The following is an 8,779-nucleotide window of genomic DNA, read 5'->3' as shown; positions in this document are numbered from 1 at the left end:
TGCTATGTTTCTTATTACTTCGCTTTGAATTTCAAACATTCTATCTAATGTAGAATATGTAATTTTAGAAGAAAAAGGGCTTGAAAAATGTTCTTTATGGAATGCACTGAAGAAAAGATTATCATTTGTGAATTTTTCTTCTTTTGATTCAAGATATTCTTTATTTATTCCTGTTTTTTCTGCTACAACTTCTATTAATTCCTTATCATAGAAATTAATGTTTAATTTTTTAGCCAGCATTTCCCCTATATATCTTCCGCCGCTTCCATATTGTCTGCTAATAGTTATAATTTTCCTGTCCATACTTATATACCGTAAATAATATATATTTTTTTATTATAATATAAAAAAAAATTTAGTCTATATAATTATGTTTATATATTTTAATAGTTTTTAAAAAAATAGTTTGATTTTTTTTTACAAATTGATATCATATAGTTAACGTTATTAAAAAACATTTTATTTTAATATATTTTGGAGGTATAATTTATGGCTGCTAAAACATTAGAAGAAGTTTTATATTCAATATTTCAAGGTGAATCAAATGCTGCAAATAGATATAGTTTATTTGGAAAAGCATCTAAAAATAAAGCTATTCAAAAAGTATTTTCAACAACATCATTGGCCGAAAAGATACATGCCGAGAAAATGAGAAAGTTGGCTTTAAGAAGCGGATTAGATATGAATAAATTTGTGCCGGAGATAAATCCTGTTACTCCAGCTAGTGATAAAGAGAATTTGGAGGCAGGTATAAAAGGTGAGGTTTATGAATCTACAATACTTTATCCTCAGTTAGCACAAGTTGCTGTTGAGCAGAAAAATAAATTAGTAAGCGATACAGTAAATTCATTAGGTAAAGTTGAAACAGAGCATGCTAAGTTATTTCAAGATATAATAGATAATTTCTTAAATAAAGATGAAGAAGTTACTTTTTATCTTTGCCCAAGCTGCGGTAACATATACAGAGATAAATCCCCAGATACTTGCGAGACTTGCGGAGGTTCCGGAAAGATGTTCCAAAAATATTAATTAAATTTAAAAACTACAAATTTTATTTATTCTTTTGTAAATAATATTATTGACTTTATAGTTAAATTATGTTATTTTAATGTAAGAATATTATTTTTTAAATAATTAATATTTAATAATAAATAACGGGGTGAATAATGAATATAGGTATAACAATCACCTCCGTTGTAGTTGCTTTTGTTTTTGGATATATAACCCGTTTTGTTATAGCTAAGATAAAGCTTAACTCTAGGGAAATAATAACACATAAGTTGCTTCAAAGTGCAAGAGAACAGGCAGATAATGAAAGGAAAACTATGCTTTCTGAAATACAAAAAGAACGTAATAGATTGGAGAGTGAGAATAGAGACAGAAAGGCTGAAATTCAGAAATTAGAAAATAGAGTGCTACAACGAGAGGCTAATCTTGATAAAAAAACTCAATATTTAGAAAATAAAGAGCATAATATTGAGAATAAGATGAAGAAGATAAAGGAGCAGGAAGATAAATTAGAGCGTCTTATAGAAGATGAAGAAAAAGAATTAGAAAGAATAGCAGGTCTTACTAAAGAAGAAGCTAAAGCTAATTTAATAAATGATATAGAGGAAGATGCCAAAAAATCTGCTGCAAAAATAGTTGATAATATAGAAAAAAATGCCATTGAAACAGGTGAGAGAAAGGCTAGAGAAATTATAGTTCAAACTATACAGCGTCTTTCCAGCGAGGTGGCACAGGAATCTTCTGTAACTTCTGTTTCTTTGCCTAGTGAGGAAATGAAAGGCAGAATCATAGGAAGAGAAGGCAGAAATATAAGAATGCTTGAAACATTAACCGGTGTAGATATTATAATAGATGATACTCCGGAAGCAGTTGTAATATCTTGTTTTGATCCTGTAAGAAAACATATAGCTAAAGTTTCTTTAGAAAAGCTTATTTTAGACGGCAGAATACATCCTGCTAGAATAGAAGAGGTTGTTGAAAGAACTAGAAGAGAAGTAGAAGATTCCATAATGGAAGCTGGTGAAAATGCTATTGTAGATTTGAATTTAACTACTATGCATCATGAATTAATCAGACATATGGGAAGACTTCAATATAGAACTAGCTATGGTCAAAATATGCTTCTTCATAGTAAAGAGGTTGCTAATATAGCTGCTATGATAGCCGCTGAGATAGGGGCAAATGTTGATTTAGCTAAAAGAAGTGCATTTTTGCATGACATAGGTAAAGCTATAGAAACAGAAGGTGAGGGATCTCATGCAATGAGCGGTGCAGATTTGGCTAAAAGATGCGGCGAAAAAGAAGAGGTAGTTAATGCCATAAGAGCACATCATAATGATGTTGATACTCAAACTGTTGAGGCTGTTATTGTTAAAGCTGCTGATGCCATTAGTGCTGCAAGACCTGGTGCTAGAAGAGAATCTTTTGAAAGCTATATAAAACGTTTAGACAATTTGGAAAAAATTGCTGACAGTATTGACGGAGTTGAAAAATCTTTCGCTATACAGGCAGGAAGAGAGCTTAGAGTTATGGCTAAAAGCGATATAGTAGATGATATGCAGGCTAAACAAATAGCTAGAGATATTGCTAAACGTATAGAAGATGAGTTAAAATATCCTGGAATAATAAGAGTTACTGTTATTAGAGAAACTAGAGCAGTTGAGGTTGCAAGATAATTTATTTGTGGAAAGGTAGATGCGAAAATGTCTATAAAAAATATCTTATGTCTTGGCGATATAGTTGGTGTTACAGGCCGTTATGCTGTAAGAAGACACTTAGAAGAGATAAAGTTAGAAAATAATATAGATTTTGTTATAGCTAATGGAGAAAATGCGGCTAACGGCATAGGCATAACTAGAGATACAGCAAATGAATTATTTGATTGCGGAATAGATGTATTGACTTCCGGTAATCATATATGGAATAATAGAGATGTTTTTGCTTTGATAGGCAATGAACATAGACTTATTAGACCATATAATTATCCTAATGATGCTCCTGGCCTTGGATATTATATATATGATATGTTGGATTGTAAGATTGGAGTTTTAAATCTTATGGGCAGAACCTTTATGGAGCCTTTAGACTGCCCTTTTAAAAAAGCTAATCTTGCAATTAAACATATAAAAGAGAGAACAAATATTATATTTATAGATTTTCATGCAGAAGCTACTGCTGAAAAAATAGCATTTTCTTATTATCTTGAGGGACAAGTTTCTTGTATATTCGGTACACATACCCATGTTCAAACAGCTGATGAAAAAATATTATCATCTCATACTGCTTATATATCTGATTTAGGTATGTGCGGAAGCTATAATTCCGTAATAGGAATGAAAAAAGAGCCGGCTATAGCAAGATTTGTTACAAGAATGCCTCATAGATTTGAAGTTGAAACTACAAGTCCTATGATTAATGGTATAGTTGTGCAAGTTGACAGTGATACAGGAAAATCAAGTTGTATAAAGAGAATAAATATAGTATATCATAATGATCAAGTAGAAAGACAAGAAAAGTAATTTGTAGAGATTTATATTATGGATGGTAATAATAGTCCTAGAATAGTTATTAGACATTTTATAATATTCTATATTGAGGTTGCTATTATACATACATTAACCTATATAATTTTAGGTATTATATTCTCAAATTTTGTGGATTATACTACAGTTTACAGCAATAATGTTGTAGCAGATTTTATGAGGGGCTTTGAATCTCCTTTAACTGTTATAGGACCGTTTTTACAGCCTATAAGAGCAATATTTATTTCTATTGCCTTATATCCTTTAAGAAAAGTGATAGCAACTAGATTCGGATGGTTTATATTATGGCTTATACTTGTATGTATAGGAATTATATCATCACCATCTGCGGCACCTTCATCTATAGAAGGTATTATATATACTCAATTGCCTATAGAATTTCATTTAATCAATTTACCTGAATTATTTTTGCAGACATTTAGTTTTTCTATAATATTATGGATTGCAGAAATGATTCCTCATGAAGAAAAAGAATTTTCTAATAGAATTTTTTTACTTAAAATTATATTTTCTATAGCTTTAACGATGATAGGTATATTTCTTACATCCGTATCTGGTATAATATTGAGGAATTTTTTAGAACTGGATTTCGCTAATGCTAAGCTGGATAGAGGTACAATATCATATCTTACAGCAATATCCATATTAACTATTATAGTTTCTTATACTTTTGGAGATAAAGTTTATAAAAATAAATTTTGGCTATTTCTTGTAATACCTTTATTTTTGCTTATATATATAGGTTTTCCTTACGGATATAATTATTTATTCAATACGGTTTATAACGTTAAAATAGCATTGCTGCCTTACAGTTTATCAGCTGTTATAGTTTGTATTGCTTATTATTTTATATTTGCTGTATTGTACGGAAAAATAAGAGGGATAAAGAAAATTAAAAATAATGATGTAGAGAATATAGAATTACCTGAGGATGAGAAAAATAATAATATTGAAAATTCATCTAAAGATAATATAATCGATGAAAATGATATTGAAAATTCAGATAGCGGTAATATAGATAATAAAAATAACAAATAATAATTTAATTATAAAATAATCGAGCTGAATACACAGTTATGCAAATAAATTTATTTACTTGCTAATTATAGGCAGGTATAGCAATAATAAAGAATAATTTAATCAAAATATAAATAATAAGATATAATAATTAAAATGTTCACTAATTTAGCAACAATAATTATAAAATGTTGTTAAATTAGTATTAAATGTTTTATATAATTTATATTTTTTTATTTTTTTATTTATTTAATATGAAATTTATATCAAACTAGTAAAATGATATATTTACTTATATAGTTTTTAATATATTATTAATACTATAAATAAATATTTTTAGAAGATTTGCTTATGATTAATAGATTATTTTTTTACACATTAGTTGTATCAATATTAGTTAGTATTACTCCTTTATTTTCTGAAAATTCAGTACAAAGAGCATCTGATAATCCTAATTTTAGTGCTTCAAAATTTAATAATTGGCTTTTGGTAGCTTCTTTTGATGCCAATAATGTGCCTAGATTTAAATTTATAGAAAAGACAGAAGATAAGTATTGGGAGCTTAAAAATTCAGAAACTAAAGAATATACTTATAAAGGTAAGAATTCTAGTGCCGGATTGTTTTTTATATCTAGTATGCAGTACTATCAATACAGAGGATACAATCCATTATACACTAAAAAAAGAAATGCAGAAAATGCTAATGCTATAAAGCGTTTTTATTTCTATAGATTTACAGGAAAAGGCGGCGGAATAATATCATTAGATAATACTCTTGTAGCAATAGATACACGTACTAAATATGTTTATATATATGGTGTTCCAGTAGAAGAGGATAAAGTATTCGGAGTTGATGTTCCATTGAAATGGGGGCCTTCAGATACAGTTTATTATAAGAATTCGCTTTTACCATTTTATGAGTATGATCCTGTAGGACATGTAAATGAAGATGGTACAGTTGTTTTGTATCCTTCATATCAGAATTCTTTTTTAGATAAAGAAAATCGTTATCAGCCTTTCTATAATAAAAAATATATTTATAGATAATTCATGAACTGAAAAGTTTTATTAATAGAATGCTATCACTGTTTATTCAGTGATAGCTTTTTTATGCCATTATTTTATTAAAAATCAAAAGTTAGCGGATCATCTCCTATTCTCTCTCCATTTTCTAACTTATTTATACTTTCAATATCTTCTTTATCTAGTTTAAAATCAAATATATCAATATTTTCCTCTATTCTTTCTTTATTGGCAGATTTTGGTATCACAGATATATTACTTTCAATATCCCATCTTAATATTATTTGTGATGGAGTTTTATTATACTTTTTAGCAATTTGATTTATTATATCATTATTCATTAGTTTTCCTCTTGCTAAAGGAGACCAGGCCTCTACAACTATATTATGTTTTTTACAGAATTCTATCAATTCACTTCTAATTAAGTTTGGATGTCTTTCTATTTGATTTAGAACAGGTGCTATATTGCAATGAGCAAATATATCATTTAAATGCTTTATTTCAAAATTACTTAGTCCTATAGATACAGCTTTTTTACTTTGACAGATATTTTCTAATGCCCTGTATGTATCTAAATATCTTTCCTTATTTTGTCCAGGCCAGTGAATAAGAAGCAAATCAACATAATCCATATTAAGTTTTTTTAAGCTTTCTTCAAATGATTTTCTTGTAGAGTTGTATCCCTGTTTAGTATTCCATATTTTTGTTGTTATAAATACTTCCTCTCTTTTTATTCCTATTTTTCTTATGGCTTTGCCTAGTTCTTCTTCATTATTATAAAATTGTGCTGTATCAAACTTTCTATATCCTGCATTTATAGCCCATTGTACAGCATTTTCCAGTTCTTCTTGATTAGTCATTTTGTATATACCAAGACCAAATATAGGCATTTCTACAGAATTATTTAATTTGAGATTAATCATGTAAATTTATCCTTTATTATTGATAGTATTATATTAATTATATATAAAATTTATAAAAAATTTTAGTATTATTATACTATTTTTTTATTTTATATGATGTATAATATAGTTACAATGATTACAAAAAATGTTTTATTGTTTTTATCATTTTCCGATAATATTTATATATTAACATAATATTATATTTGGGGGTTTCAATTGGCTATTAGCAATGGTTACGAAAAGTATAAAAAGGTTGATGTAAGCACAGCCTCACAAAATAAACTCATTATTATGCTGTATGACGGTGCTATTAAATTTTTAGAAACAGCTTGTGCTGCTATGGATAAAAAGCATGGAGTGGAAGAGGCTCATAATAATATATTAAAAGCACAAGAGATAATATATGAGCTTTTATCTTCTTTAAATTATGAAGCTGGAGAAATAGCTGAAAGATTGGCATCTATATACACATATATGAATCAGAAACTTACAGAAGGTAATATATCTAAGACAAAACCGCCTTTATTAGAAGTTATAAGATATCTTAAAGAGCTTAAAACAGCTTGGGAAGGTGTAGAAGAACAGCTAAGCAAAGGTAATGTTTCATCAGCTGCCAAAAAAGATGATGATTCTTCTAATACAGAAAGCAAATTAAATATAACAGGTTGAATGGTTATAAAATGAGTAAAATGAGTAAATTAATATTATTTTTTGCAGTTTCTTTTATTGCTCTTGTATCATGCAGAGATAAAAATTATGAAACTATGGAACAATATGAAGCTAGAATGAATAGCTTAGAAATTCTTAATTATTATAATATACAAGATGTAATGCCTCCCCGTGTAGTAGATGACGGTGTGTTATTTACATTTGCTGAAAATTATGATTCAGTAGAAGTTTCCGGAGATTTTAATAATTGGGAAGACAGCATACCTTTGATTAAAAGTTCTTATGGTATTTTTTACTATTTATGGCAAACTCCTCTAAAATCTGGAAAATATTCATATAGATACAGAGTAAATGGGGTATGGATTAATGATCCGTTAAATTTGAATGTTGAATATGATAATAATAATCAGGCTGTAAGTTATTTTGTGCTTACTAATGATATTGGTTTTTATGAGAAAAATCCTATATATAATTCTGATGGTACAGTTACTTTCTTTTACAGTAATAATACAGCTAAAGAGGTAATGTTTACTTCTGATAAATTAGGTTTTGACAGCTTAAGGTATCCTATGACATATTCAAATAATTTATGGGTTATTACTTTGAGAGCTGAAGAGGGAAATTATTATTATAACTTTGTTGTAGATAGAATATGGGAAGTTGATCCGCTTAATATGAATGTTTATAAAGGAAATGACGGCAGACTTCATTCATACACTATGATAAATTATAATCAAACTAATAGAGTAAAATATTAATAAAATAAAAACATATAACCACAAAAAAGAGATGCTTTAATTTAAGCATCTCTTTTTTATTTTTATTGATTGTCATTTTCTTTATTATTATTATTATTATTATTGTTAGGATTATTTAATTCATGCAGTCTTTCTCTAATTTCTGAAGTTGTTTTCAATGGATCTTTTTCCTTCATTTTAGGCTGCTTAAATACTGATAATGTCTGATTTAAAATATTTTTAAAGCTGTCATCTACTATATTGTTTTTGGAATTAATATACATCATTTTTATTTGATCTTTAGTTTCTTTATCTTCTATTTTTGAAAGTAAATTAATATTATGATCTGATATAGAAACTAAATACATATCATCAACAATTTCTATTATTGATATATATCTGTTAGTTGCAACCGGAGTAGTAGCAAGTACATTTATAATCTCGCTTGAACCAGATACTTTTCTTGATTTATTTTTTAAATACATAAATACTAAATATATGCCCACTAATGTGATAATAAAGCCTATAATAGCCTTAAAAAACATCCATCCATTGCTTACTTGGGCTCTATTTTCAATATTTCTTATATCTTGAAGTATAGCAGGTTCTTGTACATTATTTGTATTATCTAATGTGGCATTAAAGAAATTAGTTGATGCATTTTCTTCATTAGTAGCAGTTACTGTATTATCTGTTTGATTAGTTACTTCTGTATTATTAGTTTCTTGGCTAAAAGCTATATTGAAAACAATTAAAGATATAAGAAAAAGTTTTTTTATCATATATAAACCGAATACGGAGAGAGCGGGATTCGAACCCGCGGTAGGGGTTGCCTACGACAGTTTAGCAAACTGCTCCCTTCGGCCTCTCGGGCATC

10 protein-coding genes are annotated in these 8,779 nt (G+C 27.9%); 7 read left to right on the top strand and 3 right to left on the bottom strand.

From position 1 onward, the window contains the following. The coding region (locus Q0J90_RS12880; RefSeq protein WP_297278293.1) for a cytidylate kinase-like family protein at window positions 1–303 on the bottom strand (303 nt) is incomplete at its 3' end. 186 nt (window positions 304–489) lie between these two features. Here Q0J90_RS12880 and Q0J90_RS12875 point away from each other — a divergent pair. The 5 genes from Q0J90_RS12875 to Q0J90_RS12855 all read left to right on the top strand — a co-directional run bounded on the left by Q0J90_RS12875 (window position 490) and on the right by Q0J90_RS12855 (window position 5,615). After that, window positions 490–1,029 (top strand): ferritin family protein, encoded by a 540-nt coding sequence (locus Q0J90_RS12875; RefSeq protein WP_297278292.1) that lies wholly within the window; start codon window positions 490–492, stop codon window positions 1,027–1,029. A 137-nt stretch (window positions 1,030–1,166) separates the two neighbouring features. Further along, window positions 1,167–2,684 (top strand): ribonuclease Y, encoded by a 1,518-nt coding sequence (gene rny, locus Q0J90_RS12870; protein ID WP_297278291.1) that lies wholly within the window; start codon window positions 1,167–1,169, stop codon window positions 2,682–2,684. 27 nt (window positions 2,685–2,711) lie between these two features. Continuing rightward, a complete protein-coding gene (locus Q0J90_RS12865; protein WP_297278290.1) occupies window positions 2,712–3,527 on the top strand; it encodes a TIGR00282 family metallophosphoesterase in 816 nt (271 codons plus the stop codon). A gap of 18 nt (window positions 3,528–3,545) precedes the next feature. Further along, window positions 3,546–4,589, top strand: a complete 1,044-nt coding sequence (locus Q0J90_RS12860; protein ID WP_297278289.1) for a hypothetical protein — start codon at window positions 3,546–3,548, stop codon at window positions 4,587–4,589. Window positions 4,590–4,919: 330 nt separating this feature from the next. Continuing rightward, on the top strand, window positions 4,920–5,615 hold the full coding sequence (locus Q0J90_RS12855) for a hypothetical protein (RefSeq protein WP_297278288.1): 696 nt from the start codon (window positions 4,920–4,922) through the stop codon (window positions 5,613–5,615). Window positions 5,616–5,692: 77 nt separating this feature from the next. Here Q0J90_RS12855 and Q0J90_RS12850 read toward each other — a convergent pair whose 3' ends face one another. Beyond that, window positions 5,693–6,514 (bottom strand): aldo/keto reductase, encoded by an 822-nt coding sequence (locus Q0J90_RS12850; RefSeq protein WP_297278287.1) that lies wholly within the window; start codon window positions 6,512–6,514, stop codon window positions 5,693–5,695. A 198-nt stretch (window positions 6,515–6,712) separates the two neighbouring features. Between Q0J90_RS12850 and fliS the strand changes: the two genes are divergently transcribed. Together fliS and Q0J90_RS12840 are read left to right on the top strand one after the other, a co-directional pair. Then, window positions 6,713–7,165, top strand: coding sequence for a flagellar export chaperone FliS (gene fliS / locus Q0J90_RS12845; RefSeq protein WP_297278286.1), 453 nt, complete (start codon window positions 6,713–6,715; stop codon window positions 7,163–7,165). Window positions 7,166–7,176: 11 nt separating this feature from the next. After that, window positions 7,177–7,923, top strand: coding sequence for a protein kinase (locus Q0J90_RS12840; RefSeq protein WP_297278285.1), 747 nt, complete (start codon window positions 7,177–7,179; stop codon window positions 7,921–7,923). Window positions 7,924–7,985: 62 nt separating this feature from the next. On the opposite strand, the gene Q0J90_RS12835 is transcribed toward Q0J90_RS12840, so the two are convergent. Further along, window positions 7,986–8,684, bottom strand: coding sequence for a flagellar biosynthetic protein FliO (locus tag Q0J90_RS12835; protein WP_297278284.1), 699 nt, complete (start codon window positions 8,682–8,684; stop codon window positions 7,986–7,988). Window positions 8,685–8,779 lie beyond the last annotated feature (95 nt).

Origin of the sequence: uncultured Brachyspira sp. (assembly GCF_944390595.1) — a bacterium.
Taxonomy (GTDB): domain Bacteria; phylum Spirochaetota; class Brachyspiria; order Brachyspirales; family Brachyspiraceae; genus Brachyspira.
Note: the sequence above shows the minus strand (reverse complement) of the source record. Positions and strands in the feature narration are given on the sequence as shown.

Coding starts and splice junctions, on each gene's coding strand:
- Q0J90_RS12835 (WP_297278284.1), bottom strand. CDS start 8,684: ATGATAAAAAAACTTTTTCTTATATCTTTAATTGTTTTCAATATAGCT.
- Q0J90_RS12865 (WP_297278290.1), top strand. CDS start 2,712: ATGTCTATAAAAAATATCTTATGTCTTGGCGATATAGTTGGTGTTACA.
- Q0J90_RS12850 (WP_297278287.1), bottom strand. CDS start 6,514: ATGATTAATCTCAAATTAAATAATTCTGTAGAAATGCCTATATTTGGT.
- Q0J90_RS12875 (WP_297278292.1), top strand. CDS start 490: ATGGCTGCTAAAACATTAGAAGAAGTTTTATATTCAATATTTCAAGGT.
- Q0J90_RS12860 (WP_297278289.1), top strand. CDS start 3,546: ATGGATGGTAATAATAGTCCTAGAATAGTTATTAGACATTTTATAATA.
- rny (WP_297278291.1), top strand. CDS start 1,167: ATGAATATAGGTATAACAATCACCTCCGTTGTAGTTGCTTTTGTTTTT.
- Q0J90_RS12855 (WP_297278288.1), top strand. CDS start 4,920: ATGATTAATAGATTATTTTTTTACACATTAGTTGTATCAATATTAGTT.
- Q0J90_RS12840 (WP_297278285.1), top strand. CDS start 7,177: ATGAGTAAAATGAGTAAATTAATATTATTTTTTGCAGTTTCTTTTATT.